Genomic DNA, 17,034 nt, shown 5'->3' on the forward strand with positions numbered 1-17,034 from the left:
TACAGGGTCGTGGCGTTTGATCATCTCCACGACCTCAAACTCCGACAGGTGATCATAGACCCGGTTCTGCTCAATACTGGTTCGGCCGGACCAGTGTGCGATGTCTGCTTGGCTCATCCCCCCTCGCTGCGCCATGGTGTTGAGCAGGTGACGGAATTGGTGAGACGTCAACTTCTTTGAGCTCTTGTCGACCGACATCCCATGCCTTTCGAAGATCGACGCGGAGTTCTCCCGGCTTCCCACGTCGTCATTGAAGGTGTTGGACGTTGGCTTCTTCAAGACAAGGGGCATGACCCGTCGCTCTGTATCGAGCAAGTTTGACAGGCAACTAAACAGGGCGTCGGCGAAACGCAGGCCACGATCCTTGTCATACCAAGGGAACTCCTTGGGCAACTTTGACCGGACCCATTCGTTGAGCATTCTCAGTGTGATGGGCCCCTGCCTCAGAAAAAACCCTAGACGGTTGATTTCGCCCCTGATGTAGTTGGAATCCACATCCAGGCATCCCAGCGCCGCCCCGATCTGATCTAGGCTCAGCGCATCATCTTCTGCGACCCTAGGGCATTGCGCGTGTCTGGGAAACTGGTCGGGATTGCGCTCAAGCCAGGAAGCCAACCAGCGTGCATCCTGCGTCATGTGCCTTACGCGACCGATGGCCTCCTCCGCGAGCGGGGCCATGACGCCGGGAATCCACTTTACATAAGGCGCTGCGCCTTTTCCGGGCCAGAGTCGCCAGCCATATGAGATCGATCCGTCTTTGCAGGTCTCTCGCACCTCACACTCACTTTCCAATGCGAGCACTTCGGCGATGCGTGAAGGCGCGCAAAGCAGCATCGCCGACAACGAGGTTGTAAAGACGTCACGTGGCTCGGAAGGATGGGAGGCGAATAGCTCCGCCATCGCTTCCACGGCGGCCGCATCAGGCAACTTGCGCACCCGTTCCTCCCTCGCCTGCCGTCCGGTTCTGACTGTATCCGCTGGACGTGCTATCGGGCTCGCCCATTGCAGGCACCTAGGCACCAGACGCTCGTCCGAAAGGAACGTGGCGAGCTTGGCCAACTCCCTTCCCGCCTGATACGCCACCCCCGCAGAGTATGCTTCGCGTGCCAGCATCGCCGCCGCATCCAGGATGCACCCATCGACGTCGGCGATGCTGGCGCCGCCGGTTCGATTAACGAGCGCCCGTTCCAGCACTCGCAATGCCCGCATCTCCGTGAAGGCCTTGCGCTTGCCGGCGCGCTGCATGTAGCGAAAGTAGGCCTTGGCAAAAGTCAAGAAAGGCTCTTGCAGGACATTCTCAGGTTTCAGCACGCGGCTCGTCTGATCCAGGTTTCCAAACGAGACGCCAGGATTTGGCCATTGGTTCTCATCCCAGCTCAGGTCCATGCCGAATACCGTGAGCTTGTGTCTGCATGTCTCAATGAACGATGCACGATTCTGCGCGGCACTCTGCTGTCTTCTCGAACTAAACGGCAGCGGCCTAGTCATGGTCGCGCAACTCCGTCTTACGTTGCTCACACAGGCAAATGACCTGCGAAACCGCAATGATGGTCCGGTCATTGATCGCCGCAATCGAGTCGTCCATCGTGATGGTGCGGATGCGCCCACGCTCCTGGACGAGTCGATCCATGACTTCGCGGTGCGGCGCGTCAAGCCAAGGCTGGAAGGCCTTGCAGGTGTAGCAAGCCAGAGGTGCAATGGCGCCGCAAAAGCCAAACGAGCCGCAAGTGCCCACATTGGACCCGCTGTCACACCGAATCCGGCTGGCGATGTCATTCCCGCGCAGCGCCTCGGCTTCCTTGTCCACCAACATGCCGGAAAATGCCTGAACGATGGGCGCCAGCTGCGCAGCAACCGCCGCATCAATGGCCGCCACGTGTTCCGGCACATTCTCGGTGTACACACGTGCGTTTTGATCGTCGGTATGATCAAGTAGCTCTGCTATCACGACCGTCCCGAGCCCCTCCCTAGCGGCGCGGGTGGCAACCGTCCTCCTCAACCTTAGCGGAAAGACATGCAGACTCTTGCGTGTGCGCTCGGACGGGACCTCTAGACGCGCCACCGTCCGCTCTAGACGAGCGGTGATGGTTGCAGTCCGTATATGGAACGCCTCCGACCTTAGCCTTTGCCTCACCTCGGCGAGAGGGAGACCACGCGCACGCCGCACTGTGCGCCAAGAGGGGAACAGCGGCGCCTGGTCGATATCGTCTTTTGACAGTGCCGGCCAGAAGCGCCTCATGCGCCGGGTGGTGTGTTCCACCAGCTCCAACATCGGCGCCGCCTTCTCATGGGTGAGGTAGGCGGGCTTGAACTCCGATCTCCAAGTGCAGGCCTGCTTTCTCCGCGGAACCAGCACGACCAGGCCACACTCCTCTTGAACGCTCCCGTCTGGGCGTTTTATGTCGGCCAACTTGAGGTCTCCCAGCTGACTCGGCCTTCGGCCCGTGCTGACCAAGAAATCCGCCAGGACATAACTTCCCAGACTTACAGATCGATCGGAGAAAGCCTGTACCAAGCGATCTGTCAAACCCTCGTACTCCAACTGCGAGAGCGGACCCTTCTTCGAGCATCGCGTCCTGACCGCCACGCCTTTTGGCGAGCTCTTGTCCTTCCATGCGCAAATCGTGTTCAACACATCTCTGTCGATTCCCGGCGCTTTAAGCCGGACCCAGTGCCGGAGCAACGTCCAAACCCTGGCAGGTGACACCGTTCCCGCTCACTTAGGGTGTTTCGATAGTTGATCAGGTCTATAGAGTCCACGCACAACACACGATCGGCACGATGCGTCAGGAACGTGATGAATTTCCTGAACCCACCAAGGGCCGCCATCACCGTGCCAGGAGCGAATTTTGATGCATACCAAGATGCAACACTTAGGAATCCGTCGCGCAGTTCTCCATCAAGTGACTCCCGAACCCACTCCAAATGGATGGTCACATCCCGGGACAAAACCCATACGGCTTCTTCTACATCCAGCTCGTATCCCTCTCGGCTCAGGATCTTCATGCCCGTCCCTTGTCGCGCCTGGACTTTTGAAGCATCAAGGTCGCTTCCATGGCTTTGCGCTGGGTGTGACGTCGCGTGTAGGTGGCTGCCGAGCCCGAACCTTCCCGCCAGCCCATGATGTAAGACCGCATCTTCTCCTCCTGGGCAGGCGGTGTACCCAGCGAATCCATCTGCCGGGAGAAACGATCGTTCGCGGTGTGCCGAATCACGTGCGGCGATAATCCGTCGAGTCTTCCATGCGCAGCTTCGCGTAGCTTGGCGAATGCCTTGGACAGCGCCTGGTAGGACATGGGCTGTCCGTGATGCGGGCCCAACTTGTGCGTCACCAGCAGGAATGAATGCCGTCGCGACGCGGCGCAGCTTTTTCGTTCACTCGATACGTAGCCTAAAATCCGCCGCGCGAGTTCGTCCGTGATCGGCAGGACCCTGTCCCTTGTCTTTACGACCGGCTGGCTCCTGCGCGGGTCGGAGCTATCACCGTGCCGCCGCGCGACCGTGAAGGTGTTGGCCTGAAAGTCGAAGTCCGAGACCTTCAGGGAAAGCAGTTCACCCGCCCGGAGCCCCAGATCCAGTAGGTCGAGGATGACAGCGTTCCGGATCTGGACTTCAAGTGGAAACGGGTTGAGGGCGCTGCCGGTGCCCATCATTTCATCGAGCAACGATTTCTGCGGTTCATCCAGACCCATTCGCGCATTGATGCTGGACTTACGCTTCCGGCCTCGCTTGCATTTCAGGCGTTCTCCCATCAGCGCGATAGTCAGCGCTGCAGCCTGATCCATGCCTTTTGCTTCACGCTCTAAGAGGTACTTAGCGAGCCAGTCCAGATAGGATGCAACCGCCGTGATTCGGTTATAGGCCGTGTGCGGGTCTACCTGCCTACGCGCCGCACCGGGCGCGGCGCGGACGCGACTGGCATATCTCACCAACGATAAAGGCCGACTACTGAGCGCTGCCTTGGCTGCCCGCGTTCTGAGGAACGTAGCAAGCAGCTGTATCTCAATGTCTGAAAGAAACTGACGGTGAGCTAGCCTTGCTTCAAGGTTGATGCGTTCTGAGTCGGCCCACGCATTCAAGAGCTTGATTGCCTCCAGAGCTGCTTTCGTCGTCGAGGGCGCCAAGCTCGCGTTTCTGAGCTGGGTAGTCATATACAGCGTTGGATTCCACAGAGGAGTTCCCTGCTCGTCCATCAGTATCGGGAACCGCTCCCCATCCCTGAAAACGATGGTCGAAACAACGGGGCCAGTCCTTATGCTCACGGCTATGTACCAAAGCGGCAGGTGGTAGCGAGAACTCTACTCCGGAATGGCCTATACGCAACGGCGCCCAGGTACAGAAAAGCCCGCGCGAAGCGGGCTTTTCCTCTAAAACTAACGTTTAAGACCGTGGTACAACCTAGAACGGAATGTCGTCATCCGCGAAGTCGTCCATCGGCGGCGCGGACTGCTGCGGGGCCTGCTGCTGCGGGCGCTGCTGGCCGTAGCCACCACCACCGCCGCCGCGCTGACCACCACCACCACCACCACCACCACCGCCGTACTCCTGGCGCGGGGCCTGCTGGCGCTGCGGACGTTCGCCGCCGGCACCACCGCCACCGCCGCCTTCACGGCCGCCGAGCATCTGCATTTCATCGGCGATGATGTCGGTGGAGTACTTCTCCACGCCATCCTGGCCGGTGTACTTGTCGTAACGCAGGCTGCCTTCGACGTAGACCGAGCTGCCCTTTCGCAGGTATTCACCGGCGATTTCACCGAGCTTGCCGAAGAACACCACGCGGTGCCATTCGGTACGCTCCTGCTGGTTGCCATCCTTGTCCTTGCGGACGCTGGTGGTGGCCAGGCTGATGCGGGTGATCGCCATACCGCCCTGGGTGTACTTCACGTCCGGGTCGTTGCCGAGGTTGCCGACCAGGATGACTTTATTGATGCCGCGCGCCATAGGGTTGCTCTTCCGTTGTCCGAGGGCAGGCCGCAGTCATATCACAGCCCCGGGCGGGGTGCAGATCTGCCGGGCCACCCTCGGGAGAATTGGGGGGATCCAGATTGCCCCATCTTATCATCGCCGCCGTCCCCGACCCTGTCGGAATTCTGCCCGGCAGCGACCGGAAACCTGCTCGAGCCATATCCCGCAAGGGTGACGGCGGTTACACCGGACGCGGCCGGGCCGCGGCCCGCCGGGCCATCCCGCCGCCCGGCCCAGCCCTGGCAGCGCATGGCATGATGTTCCTCCACCGCCTCGCCCCCTGCTGAAATGACCATCCGCGGCAAAGCCACCTCCCTCGATATCGCCCACCTGGCCGGCGTCTCCCAGCCGACGGTGTCGCGGGCGCTGCGTGGCAGCCCGATGGTCAATGCCGAGACCCGCCAGCGGATCCTGGCCATCGCCCGGGAGCTGAACTACAAGGTCGACAAGAACGCCTCCAGCCTGCGCCTGCGCAATGCCGGCACGCTGGCCCTGCTGTTCTTCGAAGACCCCACCAACGACGATTCGCTGATCAACCCGTTCTTCCACGCCATGCTCGGCTCGATCACCCGGGCCTGCGCGCTGCGCGGCTACGACCTGCTGGTCTCCTTCCAGCAGCTGTCCACCGACTGGCAGGCCGATTACGAGGACAGCAACAAGGCCGACGGCATCATCCTGCTGGGCTATGGCGACTACCACGAGTCGCGCGAACGCCTGCAGCGGCTGGTCGAACAAGGTACCCATTTCGTGCGCTGGGGCGCGTCCCTGCCCGACCAGCCCGGCGTCTCGATCGGCAGCGACAATTTCCAGGGCGGGTTCGACATCACCGTCCACCTGCTCGACCAGGGCTGCCGCCGGATCGCCTTCGTCGGCCATGCCTCCAGCCACTACCCCGAGTTCGAGCAGCGCTACCGCGGCCACGTGGAGGCGATGCAGGCGCGCGGCCTTACCGCCGAGCCGTCCCTGCAGCACGATGCGATCACCACCGAGCAGTCCGGTTTCGATGCCTGCCAGGCGCTATTGGCGCGCGGCGAGCGTATCGACGGGCTGTGCGCGGCCAGCGACCTGATCGCGATCGGTGCGATGCGCGCCCTGCGCGAACATGGCCTGCGCGTGCCCGAGGACGTGGCGGTCACCGGCTTCGATGACATCCCGCTGGCCGCCTCGGTCTCCCCGCCGCTGTCCACCGTGCAGCAGGACACCAAGCAGGCCGGTCACCTGCTGGTGGAAAAACTGCTGGCGCTGATCGAAGGCCAGCCGGTGGAAGGCCAGAGCATCGCGGTGAAGCAGGTGCTGCGGGACTCCTCGCTGCGCGGCTGAGCGACGCGCGCGCGGCCTTACTTCAGGCGACGATCCAGCACGAAGTACACCACGTTGCCCAGCCCGGTCGCACCGAGCAGCAGGGCGATCGCGCCGGGCGTGACCCGGTCGATACCGAGCAGATCGACCAGGCCGAAGGCCAGCGCCAGGGTCAGCAACACGCAGCCCCAATGCAGCGAGGCCAGCCGCCGCTTGGTGGTATCGCCGGCCAGCAGCGAGCGCACCAGCTCTTCCGAGCCGCGCGCTTCAACGATCCGGCGGCGCGTGTGGCCATCGACCACGCTCTTGATGGCATACACGATGCCGAGGATCAGGACGACGGGAAGAATCAGGTTGTAATCCATGGGGCGTTCGTTCCATTGAGGAGGGGCTTGTCCACTGAGATACGGCCAGGGCGGAATGGGTTGCACGGATCACGGTTGCAACCGATGGCGCACTCGACGTATCCCTATGGGGATGCGCATCCCGCCGCCCACCCCTGCCGACTGTCTGGACGCCGACCGGGCACTGGTCGCCGCTATTCTGTCGCGGCAGCCCGGCGCGTTCGAGCAGCTGGTGCGCGAGTATCAAGGGCTGTGCTGGCGAGTGGTCGACCGCATGGTCCGCCACCCCGACGACACCCGCGAACTGTGCCAGGAAGCCTTCCTGCGCATCCATCAGACGCTGCATCAGTATCGCGGCGAAAGCGCGTTGAAATCCTGGGTGGCGCAGGTCGCCTATTCGATCGCCAAGCGCCACCTGGAACGGCGCCGCATTCCGCTGGTGGAGAACACCGTAAGCGACGACGGCACCGCGTTGATCGATCGGATCGGCGATGGCATCGATCTGGAAGCACGCACCAGCGAGCAGGACATCAACACCCACCTGCACGCGGCGATCAATGCCCTGCCCCCGCTGCAACGCACGCTGCTCACCCTCTATCATCTGGAAGAGATCTCCATCGCCGAGATCGCCAACCTGACCGACCTGGCCGAAGGCACCATCAAGAGCCATCTGTTCCGCAGCCGGAAACGGCTACGCGAGCTGCTCGAATCCCGTATTGGAGTGCCCGCATGAGCACCGCAGATGATCCCCGTATCGACCCCGAGGAATGGCAGGCCCAGGAACGTGGCCTGCGCGCGGCGCTGAGTGGCCAGCGTGCTGCGCCGGACGCCGCCGACTATCTGCGCATCGCCCAGGCCATTGCCTCCGCACCGCAGAGTGGGCCGCCGATGCGCTTCGCCCGTGATGTCGCGCTGCGCATTGCCCGGCATGACGCCGGTATCGAGCGTTGGGTGTCACGGGTATTGCTTGCCTTGTTGGCACTCGCCGTCCTGGCCATCGGGGCGATGTTCGGCCCGGCGTGGTGGGGCGCGATCAAGCAGAGCGCCGGGCCGACAGCATCCGGCTGGCTGCTGGTGGTCGCAGGCTGCGTGGGCGTGTCATGGCTGGCCGGTCGCTGGCGCACACGTGTCCAGAAGCACCCAAGGGCTTCCAGCAACCGCCCTACACCACCTCCACCGAACTGCTCGCCTACATCCGCGCCGAAACGCCGGCCGACCGCCAGCAGCGGGTGACGGACCTGTTCGAGAGAATCAGCTTCTACGACAACCGCGTCCTGACCGCGAGCGCGCAGAAGCGTGCCGATGCAACGTACGACGTCACTTTAACGCAGCTTCAGCGCGGGCCGTCGGCGAAGTCCTTGAGGATTTCGCCGACGCCGGACGGCGAGATTTCAAAGCCCAGCGAGGTGCCCGGATTGATCACCACGCCGTAGCCGCCGGGGACGCGCTTTAGCACCTCCAGCATCAGCATGCGGATGGTGTGGGGGGCCTGCTGGCTGTGGAAACCGACGCGGCTCATATCGGTGAACACGGACACGTGCAACACGCCCTGCTTATCGAACAGCAGCGGATCGAAACCGCTGCCATCCGGCGTCACCAGGCTGCCGGTGAGCAGCACCACTTCGGACGCCACGAATGCCTTCATGAACAGGCCGATCGGCAGCTGACCATCCATCGCGGTCTTGAGCAGCGTTTCGATCGGGGTCTGGGGGGCGGCATCGTTCATGGAATGCAGGGGTATGGGTGGGGGCCGCTAGTGTACCGCCGGGGCTGTGGAGAGCCGGCCAGCGGCCGGCATTACGGGCGCGGTGGACCGCCGATCAGGTAGAGGTGGAACCGCGGGTCATCCTCGGCCAGCGCGACATGCGGCAGGCCAAGACGCGGCAGGGTCCGCAGCCAGTGGGCATGCGCAGCCACGTCGCCGCGGAACACTGCGAGCAGCCATTGCCCCTTGCCGGGGCGCACCAGTGCGTTGACCACGTAGGCCGCCAGGCCTTGCCGCCGGTACTTGGGAAGCACGAAGAGATCGGCCAGTTCAGGATAGTGGTGGCCGTCCCGTTCCACCCGGTCCACCAGCACGAAGCCGGCGAGTGCCTCGTCGACGAACAACAACCGCGCCCACTGTGGATCGTCGCGCAGCGAGGCCTCGACATCGCGCCGGTCACAGTCGAACAGACCATCAGGGCGAACTTCTTCTCCGCTCCAGGCCGACGCCTCGAAGTAGTAGAACTGCATCAGGTGGAACAGGCGCTCGGCGTCGTCGGGCGTCGCGGGGCGCAGGGACAGGCGTGACATGGAGAACGTACTCGAAAGGATCGCCTTGCGCGATCGCGAGCCCGATTGTAGTGCCCGGCCCACCGCGAACGGCAGGCCGGGCATCATCTGGCTACTTCGCCAGGCGCTTGGTGCGTGCCTGCTGATCGTCGACCGCCGCCTTCAACCGGGCCTGCAGCGCGGCCTGTTCGACCTGGGCATCCAGCACGAATACGCGCACGCCATGCGCAGGCACCTCGGCCTTCAGTGATCCCTTGACCGTCTGGTTGGCGCCGCCCAGCGCGTCGCGCCAAGTCCCGGCCTGCAGATAGCGGCGCACCTCAAGGGTGCGGGCGGTGTCGCCCTTGTTGAGCAGCACCAGCGCGGTCTGGGCGGTATCGCCGTGCTGCAGCACGCGGAAGAACGCCGCTTCATCGCCCTGCAGCCGCTCGTTGACCTGCAGACCGCGCTGCAGGGCGGGTGTGGCCTCACGCAGTTTGGCGATGCGCTGCAGCGGCGCGTAGATCGGGCTGTTCGGCGCGTCGTCGACGCGCGCCTGGCCGAAGTAGGCGCGGTTGCCGGCATGCTCGGCGCGGCTGCGCATGAAGCCGGTTTCCGAGCCGTAATAGATCACCGGAATGCCGCGTGCGGTGAACAGCCAGTTGTGGGCGTCGATGAACCCGGCATCGTTCGCGTCCAGCCGGGCCATATCGTGGTTGTCGTAGAAGCTCATCAGCTCGTACGGATTCGCATACGGCCCATCGAGCAGGTGCAGCGGCTCTGCCAGGATTTCGAAGCCTTTCTGTTCTTTGCCGAACACGGACGACAGTGCGCCACGCAGCGGAAAGTCCAGCACGCTGACATTCGCGTTGGCCGGCCAGGTGTGCTCGGCGATCTTGCTGGCGTCGTAGTCAAACGCTTCGCCGAACATGAACATGCCGGGATGCTCGGCACGGATGCGGTTGACGAAGGCATGCCACCACGGGTGCGGCAGCCAGCCGGTGGTGTCGATGCGCAGCGCATCCACACCCTGCGCCGTCCACTGCAGGTAGGCGCCCACCAGGTAGTCCATCACCGCCGGGTTGTGCTCGTTGAAGTCGGACAGCTCGGCCAGGTTGCCATCGAAGATCGAGCCGTTCTTCCCGTCGACAGGGCCGATGCTGTTGTAGAAGGCATGCAGCGGGTTATGGACCGGATCCAACTGCTGCGGGGGCAGGTTCTGGTGATCGGCGATCAACGTGCCGTCCTTGTCGAATATCTGGCCGAACTGCGGCTGCGCCACCGGCATCGTCCACGCGGGCGAGCCATGGTTGCCGACGATATCCAGCACTACCTTCAGGTCAGCGGCATGCAGGCCGCGGGTGAACGCGGCGAAGTCCAGGTCCCTGCTCGGTAGATGCTCGTCGAGCGTATAGAAGTTGACGCCCCAGTAGCCGTGATAGCCGGTCTTGCCGCGGTCGGTCAGCGTGCTGGTGCAGCTGATCGGCTTGCTGCCGGTGAAGGCCTGGTCCGGGTTGTCGATGATCGGGGTGATCCACACCGCGCCGAAGCCCAGATTGCGGATGTACGCGGCGTTGTCGAGCACGCCCTTGAAGTCACCGCCGAGGTAGCCGATGTTGCCATCCACCTTGTCCGGGCAGGGCACCGGGATATCGAAGGTGGGATGCGCGCCGCCCTGATCGCGGTGATCGTTGGACGGATCGCCGTTGACGAAGCGGTCGGTAACCACGAAGTAGACCGCCTGGCTGGCGAACGGCTCACGCGTGCCGACATAGTCCGGGCGTTCGATGGCCAGGGCGGGACTGGCGGACAGCGCGAATGACAGGGCCAGCGACAACGACGAATACCGGAACATCAGACAACCTCCTGTTGGGATGGCACATACAGCACGCATAGACCGGCCAGCAGCAGGCTGCCGCCCCCGAGGGCGAGCACGTGCATCGGATCGCCGCCCAGCCAGGTGCGCAGCAGGAAGCCGAGCGCACTGGCCGCGACCAGCTGCGGGATCACGATGAAGAAATTGAACAGGCCCATGTAGATGCCCATCTTGGCCGCCGGCACGCTGTCCGACAGCAGCGCATACGGCAGCGACAGGATCGAGGCCCAGGCGAAGCCAACGCCGACCATGGACAGCAGCAGCCAGTGCGGATCACGGATGAACAGCATCGAGATCAGTCCCAGGCCGCCCAGCCACAGATTGACCAAGTGGCTCCAGCGCAGGCCCAGTGCGCGCACCATCACCGGGATCAGCAATGCGGCCAGCGCCGCGAAGCCGTTGTAGGCACCGAACAGCACGCCGACCCAGTTGGCCCCCTCGTTGTAGGCGGCCGACGCAGTATCGGTGGAGCCGAAATGGGTGCCGGCGACGGCGGCAGTGGTGTAGATCCACATCGCGAACAGCGCGAACCACGAGAAGAACTGCACCCAGGCCAAGCGACGCATGGTGCGCGGCATCGCACGCAGGTCGTCGACGATGGTGGCCAGCATGTTCGCCCCGGGCACACAGCGCGCCACCCCCAGCAGTACGCCATAGGCGATGCACAGGCCAGCCAGCACATACAGCATGCGGTCACCCTGCCGCGCCGCGATGGCGGCGGCCAACACGATGCCCACCGCCACCCAGCCGCCGATCTGCGCCCACGGCGGCGGTCCGGCCACGCGCGCACTCTGGTGCACCGCGGACGGCTCGGCATCATCGAAGCTGGCCAGCTCGGCCGGTGAGTATTCCCGGGTGCTGACCACCGTCCAGGTGATCGCCGCGAGCAGTACCGCGGCCCCGAAGTAGAACGCGTAGCGCACGGTATCGGGCACCTGCCCCGCGGCCGCTGTGTTGGCCACGCCGAACTGGGCCAGGATGAAAGGCAGGAAGCTGGCGACGATCGCACCGATGCCGATGAAGAAGCTCTGCATCGCAAAGCCGGTCGGCCGTTGCCGTGGAGCCAGCTGATCGCCGACGAACGCGCGGAACGGCTCCATCGATACGTTGATCGAGGCATCCAGTACCCACAGCGTACCCGCGGCGATCCACAGCGTCGGCGAGTTCGGCATCACCAGCAGGGCGAGCGTGGTCAGCACCGCACCGATCATGAAGAACGGGCGGCGGCGGCCCCAGCGCGTCCAGGTGCGGTCGGACAGGTAGCCGATCACCGGCTGCACCAGCAGGCCGGTCAATGGCGCGGCGATCCACAGCCCAGGCACCGCATCCATCGGCGCGCCGAGCGTCTCGAAGATGCGGCTGGCATTGGCGTTCTGCAGGGCGAAGCCGAACTGGATGCCGAGGAAGCCGAAGCACATGTTCCAGATCTGCCAGAACGACAGCGTTGGTTTGGGCGACCGGCTCATCGGCGCGGCTCCGTCGAGGCCGCGACCGGCATCAGGGTCAGCGCGGACACGCGGGCCTGATTGAGCACGCCCTCACTGCCGCCCTTGCCGCCGTTGTACTGCGCGAAGTGGGTCAACGCGCTCATGTTGAAGCCCTCGTCCAACGTGATGCGGCAGGCGCGTGCCGGCAGCTCGAATTCAACCGCAGTGGAGTCCTGTTCGCCCACACTGTGCGGCATCACGATGGGGCGGCGCTGCTCCGGTTGACCCTCGCATTGCAGAACCAGCGTCTTCACCGCTGCGGTCACACCGGTGTTGATCGGGCCGTTCGGGTTGTCGTAGCGCAGCCGTGCACGCCAGCGGCCGGCGGTCGGTGCGGTCCACTGCCAGTGCCTGTCGCCGGCCAGCACCTGCTGCGGGCCGATGCAGGTCATCGGGCTGTGCAGCGATTCCAGAGTGCCCTCCCGGCGGGTCAGGCTCAGGCAGTGACTGGCACCGTCCCTGGCAATCGTGGCGACACCCCGTGTGGGCGTCAGCGTCTGGCCGTCGCGCCACAGCACGTGCCCGGCGGGCACCGTGATCTGCCAGCCTGCCGTCGTTTCACGCGGCACCGGGGCAGCGGGGGTGGCCGGGGCGAACACCGCCGAGGGACGCAGGATCGCTGGTGATGGCGTCGCGCCCGTGGCATGCAACGGCACCAGCTGCACCGTGGTGATGCTGCCATCGCGCTGGATGTCACCCGCCACCAGCAGCTCGCCGGCAAGCTGCTTCGGTCGCACCAGCACGTAATGCTGTTTGCCGTCGTCCAGGCGGATGCGGTCATGCTCACCGAACAGTGTCGGCACCAGCGACACCGGCAGCTTCGGCGCGATGCGGCCATCGTCTTCCACGCCGAACACGCCTTCCAGCACCATCGAGAGGTACCCGGCCACCGACCACAGCTGCCGCGGCGAATTGACCACCGGGCCGCTGAGCACGCCTTCATCGACATGCACCGCCAGCGTGCGCATCTCGTAGTTTTCCATGTTGGAGCCGGCCAGCGCGGTGCCGCGCATCAGAGATTCGATTTCCATGGCGATGCGCGGCGCATCGTCCAGCCGGCGCGCCGCGCGCAGCGAGTACGCGCTGACGAACGGCCAGATGCCGCGGTTGTGGTAGATCGGCTGCTGCGCTTCCTGCGGCCAGACGACCGGGCTGCCACCGGCCACGGCCGGGTAGTTCGCCAGCGCGCGGCGTGCGCGATCGGCCGGGAACACATCGGCCAGCACGCCCAGCGAGAGCGCGAGCAGATCGTACTTGGCGTACGGCACCGGGTGGGCCGCCTCGCCGATGTAGCTCATGTACTGGCCGGCATCCTCGCGCCAGAAGCGTGCATCGACCTGGCGGGCCAGCGCATCGGCCCATTGGCCGTAGGTGGTGGCGCGCGCGTCGCCGTGCTGGCGTGCCAGCTGCTCGGCCAGTCGCAGCGCCTGGTAATGCAGCACGTTGGTGGACAGCGCGAAGGACTCGCCGATGAAGCGCACATCCTCGCGGGTCCAGTCCGGGTAGGTCTGCTCGCGCCAATCCAGGAACGAGGTCTCACCGCGATACAGCCCGACCCGCGCATCGAACACCGCCTCGCGATCCTGCGCCAGAGTGGCCTGCAGTGCCTGCCAGACCTGGTCGGCAAAGGCCGCGTCATCCAGCAGCCCGCGTGCGGCCAGGAACCACACCACGCGATCACTGCTGATCGGCCAGCTGCCGCCGGAGCCGGTGTCCTGTGCCACGAACAGACCGGGGGTGTGGCCGTCGCGCGCGGTGGACAGCTTGAACTGCAGCGACTGGCGCGTGCGCACCGGATCCAGACGCGACAGCGCCAGATCAGCGGCGAAGCTCACATCGCGGGTCCACACGTAGGGCCAGCGTTCGCCGGTCTGGAAGCAGGCACAAGGAACCGGCTTGCCGTGATTGAAGGCGGGGTCGCGGATCGCATCGACGCGGTCGGCCTCCATCTCCTGCTGGGCCAACCCGAACAGCGCATCGAACAGCACACTGCCGGTTTCGCTGCGCATCGGCTGCGCACTGACGCGCACCTCGCCCTGCGGCGCGTGCAGACGGTAGCCACCTTCGGCGGCGGTCTCGGCGCGCGTATGGCGGCCGTCGAAATCCAGGTCGGCCGCACGTGCGGTGGACCCCATCGCCGCCCCGAGGGCAACGGTCAGGCAGATCATCTTCAGCATCGAAGTGGCGAACCGGCTCACGCCTGTTGCCTCCCTCCCCTTTGCTCGCGTTGTAGGTCCGCACCGCCTCGCGGCAATGCGCTCGCGGCCCCCTCCCAGGGTGCCTTGGGCCCATGGTAGACGGCACGCCGCAGCCTGCATCGAGATGCATACGTATTCATGGCCAGGGCGGTCGGCAATCGCGACCGCGTCGCTATAGTCCGGAGGGTGTTTTCGGCCGCCTTGGGAGGGGAAATGCCGTCACTGTCGCATCCAACGGACGGGCATCACGCACGTCGTCGCCTGCCCCTGCTGGGCTGGATCTTCTGCGCATTCAGCGCCACCGCCCTTGCCGAGCCGGTCACCGTGGCCAGCGTCGACTCGCCCGGCAAGGTGCTGCGCGTGTCACTGCAACTGGACGGCGGGAACCCCAGCTACCGGGTTGAACGGTTCGGCGAGGCCGTGGTGGACACCTCCAAGCTCGGCTTCCAGCTACGCGATGGCCGCCTGGACCGTGATCTTGCCGTGCTTGGCCAGCAGTCGCGCAGCGTCGATGAAACCTGGGAACAGCCGTGGGGCGAGCGCCGGCTTACCCGCAATCACTTCAACGAAGTGGTCGTGCAGCTGGCCGAACGCAGTGGCGCCAAGCGTCGCATCGATGTGGTGTTCCGGGTCTATGACGACGGCCTGGGCTTCCGCTACCACTTCCCCGAGCAGCCGGGTATGCGCGAGGCGATCATCGACGATGAGCTGACCGAGTTCGCGATCGCACCGACCTCCACCGCCTGGTGGATTCCGGCCGGTGAGCCGATTCACTACGAGTATCTCTACCAGCGCACGCCGCTGGACCAGGTGCCGCTGGCACATACGCCGATGACGCTGCGCAGCCGCGATGGCCTGCATGTCGCCATCCACGAAGCGGCGCTGGTGGACTACGCCGGCATGTGGCTGCGCCGCACCGAGGGCCAGCGCCTGCGCGCGCAGCTGTCGCCCTCGGCGGAAGGCTGGAAAGTGCGGCGCAGCCTGCCCTTCAATACCCCGTGGCGCACACTGCAGATCAGCGACACCGCCGGCGGACTGGTTGAGTCCAGCCTGATCCTCAACCTCAACGAGCCCAACGTGCTGGGCGACGTCAGCTGGGTGAAGCCCTCCAAGTACCTGGGCGTGTGGTGGTCGATGCACCTGGATGAGGAGAGCTGGGCCACCGGCCCACGGCACGCCGCGACCACGGCCAAGACCATGCGCGTGATCGACTTCGCCGCCCGGCATGGTTTCCGCGGCGTACTGGTGGAAGGCTGGAATCCGGGCTGGAACGGTGACTGGGTCGGCAATGGCTACGCCTTCGATTTCACCCGGCCCACCGCGGACTTCGATATCGAGGCCCTGTCGGCTTACGGCGCGAAGAAGGGCGTGCACCTGATCGGCCACCATGAAACCGGCTGCGCGATCGAACACTACGAAGATCAGCTCGGCGCGGCGCTGGATCTGTATGCGCGGCTGGGCGTGGATTCGTTCAAGAGCGGCTACGTCTGCGACGACGGCCAGGTCGACCGCCGCAACCCGGCCGGTGGCCCGCTGTGGCGCGAGTGGCACGACGGCCAGTTCATGGCCCGCCATCACCTCAAGGTGGTGCAGGAAGCAGCCAAGCGGCATATCTCGGTGAATCCGCACGAGCCGATCAAGGACACCGGCCTGCGCCGCACCTACCCGAACTGGATCAGCCGGGAAGGCGCGCGTGGCATGGAATACAACGCCTGGGGCCAGCCGCCGAACCCACCCGAGCACGAGGTCAACCTGGTGTTCACCCGCATGCTGTCCGGGCCGCTGGATTACACCCCCGGCATCCTGAGCCTGAAGGGCCGCGGCGGTCAGGCGATCCCCAGCACGCTGGCTCGCCAGCTCGCGCTGTACGTGACGCTCTACAGCCCGATCCAGATGGCCGCCGACCTGCCCGAGCACTATGAGCAGCACCGTGAGGCCTTCCGCTTCATCGAAGACGTCGCGGTGGACTGGGACGACACCCGCGTGCTCGACGGCGAGGTGGGCGACTACGTGACCATCGTGCGCAAGGACCGCCACAGCCGCGACTGGTTCCTGGGCAGCATCACCGACGAACACGGCCGCGTGCTGCCCGTTTCGCTGGGCTTCCTGGAGCCGGGTGTGCGCTACCGCGCGGAGATCTACCGCGATGGCGACGGCGCCGATTTCCGCAGCAATCCCTTCGCCTTCGTGCGCGAAACCCGCGAGGTCACCAGCGCCGACGCGCTGGCGCTGGTGCTTGCGCCCGGTGGCGGCCAGGCGATCCGTTTTACGCCGCTGTAGACCTGATCAGAGGTGGCCTCGACATAGCCCCATGACGTGTAGTGCCGGCCGCTGGCCGGCTCCTGCATCTGCATGGCATCTCCTCGGGGATGCCGGCCAGCGGCCGGCACTACCATCGACGGTTGCATGGCAGAACGTGGCGCAGCAGCGCGACTGCGATAACACGCCTGTAATCGCTTCCAACGCTGCAAACGTCATTGAATACGTATGCAGGGTGATTCCCGCAGCCGATGCGCTGCCTACCATAGCCACGCAGTCAACGGCCACCGCGCCATGACGCTCCCGGGTCCTCCGGGCAACCAAAAAATCGATTGGCAACATTGCCTGGGAGG

At 64.9% G+C, this 17,034-nt stretch carries 14 protein-coding genes and 2 pseudogenes; 5 read left to right on the top strand and 11 right to left on the bottom strand.

The features are described from left to right. The 5 genes and pseudogenes from AC06E9_RS18355 to AC06E9_RS18375 form a co-directional block, all read right to left on the bottom strand. A pseudogene (locus AC06E9_RS18355) lies at positions 1–1,386 on the bottom strand (hypothetical protein); the annotation flags it as partial. A 94-nt stretch (positions 1,387–1,480) separates the two neighbouring features. Next, the gene (locus AC06E9_RS18360) at positions 1,481–2,707 is read right to left on the bottom strand and encodes a site-specific integrase (protein WP_478056571.1); all 1,227 of its coding nucleotides are present in this window, start codon (positions 2,705–2,707) and stop codon (positions 1,481–1,483) included. Then, on the bottom strand, positions 2,629–3,006 hold the full coding sequence (locus AC06E9_RS18365; protein ID WP_478056601.1) for a hypothetical protein: 378 nt from the start codon (positions 3,004–3,006) through the stop codon (positions 2,629–2,631). The genes AC06E9_RS18360 and AC06E9_RS18365 overlap by 79 nt, the downstream gene beginning before the upstream one ends. Beyond that, positions 3,003–4,193, bottom strand: coding sequence for a site-specific integrase (locus AC06E9_RS18370; RefSeq protein WP_088435226.1), 1,191 nt, complete (start codon positions 4,191–4,193; stop codon positions 3,003–3,005). The genes AC06E9_RS18365 and AC06E9_RS18370 overlap by 4 nt, the downstream gene beginning before the upstream one ends. Positions 4,194–4,398: 205 nt before the next feature. Next, positions 4,399–4,941, bottom strand: a complete 543-nt coding sequence (locus AC06E9_RS18375) for a single-stranded DNA-binding protein (RefSeq protein WP_088435225.1) — start codon at positions 4,939–4,941, stop codon at positions 4,399–4,401. A 312-nt stretch (positions 4,942–5,253) separates the two neighbouring features. On the opposite strand from AC06E9_RS18375, the gene AC06E9_RS18380 reads away from it, so the two are divergent. Then, positions 5,254–6,285, top strand: coding sequence for a LacI family DNA-binding transcriptional regulator (locus tag AC06E9_RS18380; protein WP_121043266.1), 1,032 nt, complete (start codon positions 5,254–5,256; stop codon positions 6,283–6,285). A 17-nt stretch (positions 6,286–6,302) separates the two neighbouring features. Here the strand turns inward: AC06E9_RS18380 and AC06E9_RS18385 are convergent, their stop codons facing one another. Further along, complete coding sequence (locus AC06E9_RS18385) at positions 6,303–6,629, bottom strand: hypothetical protein (RefSeq protein WP_121043262.1); 327 nt, start codon at positions 6,627–6,629, stop codon at positions 6,303–6,305. A 112-nt stretch (positions 6,630–6,741) separates the two neighbouring features. Between AC06E9_RS18385 and AC06E9_RS18390 the strand changes: the two genes are divergently transcribed. The 3 genes and pseudogenes from AC06E9_RS18390 to AC06E9_RS18400 all read left to right on the top strand — a co-directional run. Beyond that, a complete protein-coding gene (locus tag AC06E9_RS18390; protein ID WP_478056572.1) occupies positions 6,742–7,341 on the top strand; it encodes an RNA polymerase sigma factor in 600 nt (199 codons plus the stop codon). After that, on the top strand, positions 7,338–7,841 hold the full coding sequence (locus AC06E9_RS18395; RefSeq protein WP_461770947.1) for a hypothetical protein: 504 nt from the start codon (positions 7,338–7,340) through the stop codon (positions 7,839–7,841). The genes AC06E9_RS18390 and AC06E9_RS18395 overlap by 4 nt, the downstream gene beginning before the upstream one ends. Then, positions 7,751–7,933, top strand: a pseudogene (locus tag AC06E9_RS18400) (hypothetical protein); the annotation flags it as partial. The gene AC06E9_RS18395 and the pseudogene AC06E9_RS18400, both read left to right, overlap by 91 nt. Positions 7,934–7,941: 8 nt before the next feature. Here AC06E9_RS18400 and AC06E9_RS18405 read toward each other — a convergent pair. From AC06E9_RS18405 to AC06E9_RS18425, 5 genes are all read right to left on the bottom strand, one after another. Further along, positions 7,942–8,334 (bottom strand): SseB family protein, encoded by a 393-nt coding sequence (locus AC06E9_RS18405; protein WP_121043258.1) that lies wholly within the window; start codon positions 8,332–8,334, stop codon positions 7,942–7,944. A gap of 71 nt (positions 8,335–8,405) precedes the next feature. Continuing rightward, positions 8,406–8,903 (bottom strand): GNAT family N-acetyltransferase, encoded by a 498-nt coding sequence (locus AC06E9_RS18410; RefSeq protein WP_478056573.1) that lies wholly within the window; start codon positions 8,901–8,903, stop codon positions 8,406–8,408. A gap of 91 nt (positions 8,904–8,994) precedes the next feature. After that, entirely contained in the window at positions 8,995–10,716 is a 1,722-nt protein-coding gene (locus AC06E9_RS18415; RefSeq protein WP_478056574.1) for an alpha-amylase family glycosyl hydrolase, read from the bottom strand. Next, positions 10,716–12,203, bottom strand: a complete 1,488-nt coding sequence (locus AC06E9_RS18420) for an MFS transporter (RefSeq protein ID WP_121043251.1) — start codon at positions 12,201–12,203, stop codon at positions 10,716–10,718. Before AC06E9_RS18420 ends, AC06E9_RS18415 begins: the two co-directional genes overlap by 1 nt. After that, a complete protein-coding gene (locus AC06E9_RS18425; protein WP_478056599.1) occupies positions 12,200–14,401 on the bottom strand; it encodes a glucosidase family protein in 2,202 nt (733 codons plus the stop codon). Before AC06E9_RS18425 ends, AC06E9_RS18420 begins: the two co-directional genes overlap by 4 nt. Before the next feature lie 234 nt (positions 14,402–14,635). On the opposite strand from AC06E9_RS18425, the gene AC06E9_RS18430 reads away from it, so the two are divergent. Next, the gene (locus tag AC06E9_RS18430; RefSeq protein ID WP_461770508.1) at positions 14,636–16,702 is read left to right on the top strand and encodes a glycoside hydrolase family 97 protein; all 2,067 of its coding nucleotides are present in this window, start codon (positions 14,636–14,638) and stop codon (positions 16,700–16,702) included. Positions 16,703–17,034 lie beyond the last annotated feature (332 nt).

The sequence above is a fragment of the Stenotrophomonas sp. Steno-Z10-BAI genome (assembly GCF_056393115.1).

Bases quoted from the DNA above. Each gene is read 5' to 3' on its own strand.
- AC06E9_RS18365 (WP_478056601.1), bottom strand. From the start codon at position 3,006: ATGAAGATCCTGAGCCGAGAGGGATACGAGCTGGATGTAGAAGAAGCC.
- AC06E9_RS18370 (WP_088435226.1), bottom strand. From the start codon at position 4,193: ATGGACGAGCAGGGAACTCCTCTGTGGAATCCAACGCTGTATATGACT.
- AC06E9_RS18375 (WP_088435225.1), bottom strand. From the start codon at position 4,941: ATGGCGCGCGGCATCAATAAAGTCATCCTGGTCGGCAACCTCGGCAAC.
- AC06E9_RS18380 (WP_121043266.1), top strand. From the start codon at position 5,254: ATGACCATCCGCGGCAAAGCCACCTCCCTCGATATCGCCCACCTGGCC.
- AC06E9_RS18385 (WP_121043262.1), bottom strand. From the start codon at position 6,629: ATGGATTACAACCTGATTCTTCCCGTCGTCCTGATCCTCGGCATCGTG.
- AC06E9_RS18390 (WP_478056572.1), top strand. From the start codon at position 6,742: ATGCGCATCCCGCCGCCCACCCCTGCCGACTGTCTGGACGCCGACCGG.
- AC06E9_RS18395 (WP_461770947.1), top strand. From the start codon at position 7,338: ATGAGCACCGCAGATGATCCCCGTATCGACCCCGAGGAATGGCAGGCC.
- AC06E9_RS18405 (WP_121043258.1), bottom strand. From the start codon at position 8,334: ATGAACGATGCCGCCCCCCAGACCCCGATCGAAACGCTGCTCAAGACC.
- AC06E9_RS18410 (WP_478056573.1), bottom strand. From the start codon at position 8,903: ATGTCACGCCTGTCCCTGCGCCCCGCGACGCCCGACGACGCCGAGCGC.
- AC06E9_RS18415 (WP_478056574.1), bottom strand. From the start codon at position 10,716: ATGTTCCGGTATTCGTCGTTGTCGCTGGCCCTGTCATTCGCGCTGTCC.
- AC06E9_RS18420 (WP_121043251.1), bottom strand. From the start codon at position 12,203: ATGAGCCGGTCGCCCAAACCAACGCTGTCGTTCTGGCAGATCTGGAAC.
- AC06E9_RS18425 (WP_478056599.1), bottom strand. From the start codon at position 14,401: ATGCTGAAGATGATCTGCCTGACCGTTGCCCTCGGGGCGGCGATGGGG.
- AC06E9_RS18430 (WP_461770508.1), top strand. From the start codon at position 14,636: ATGCCGTCACTGTCGCATCCAACGGACGGGCATCACGCACGTCGTCGC.